Source organism: Vibrio sp. 1069, assembly GCF_033340555.1.
Genome location: NZ_JAWOWP010000276.1, coordinates 1 through 776 on the forward strand (window position 1 = coordinate 1; position 776 = coordinate 776).

The 776-nt window shown below is 47.8% G+C and carries 1 protein-coding gene; it reads right to left on the minus strand.

The window, feature by feature from the left end; translation table 11 throughout:
• Window positions 1-86: 86 nt before the first annotated feature.
• Window positions 87-776 (minus strand): NAD(P)H-hydrate dehydratase (locus R7040_RS25960; RefSeq protein WP_318097499.1); only part of this gene is annotated, 690 nt, incomplete at its 5' end.

Here is a 776-nt window from a genome sequence, read left to right on the forward strand (position 1 = left end):
TCAACCAGTTAACCTTCAATCTCGCGTATACATCTCGAAGATCATTAAAGAAATTTCACTTCTAAAGTCACATTTTCGCCCGAGAGTCAGTTTTTCGCTCGCTGAATATGAGTCGCAGCGCGAAGAGTCTCCACGACATCTGTGGCTAATAATCCCACTTCTCCATGTTTTTCTGCATTGAGATCGGCAGCGTGGCTATGAATCATGACTCCTAATCGCGCTGCGATAGAGATCGGTAAACCTTTGGCAAGCAGTGCACCAATCACACCAGAAAGTACGTCACCCATTCCGCCCGTCGCCATGCCCGGATTACCTGCGAGGCACACATACATTCTGACACCATCAAAAACCAGCGTTCCTGCACCTTTTAACACCACTACGCCACCATAGCGTTCTTGCAGTTGGCGTGCTGCGGAATATCGATCACTTTCAATCTGTTTAGTGGTCACATTTAACAAACGAGCGGCTTCTCCCGGATGAGGAGTGATGACACGTTGGTTGTCACACACCAATGTGCCATCACATCGTTGACTTAACATTGCCAGAATATTTAGACCATCCGCATCCACAACTTTCGGTTTTTGTTCTTGAGATAGGTATTGATAAGCTTGATACGCCCACTCATCGTCGCCAAAACCGGGGCCAAACACCAAAACATCTGCCCAGCGAATACGCTTAGTGAGCGCGTTTTCCGTGTCTCTGAGTAAGTCCGTGGTTATGCTTTGACTCATCACTTCTGGGCAACTGACCTGCAGAGGGATGAAACTATCTGGGTG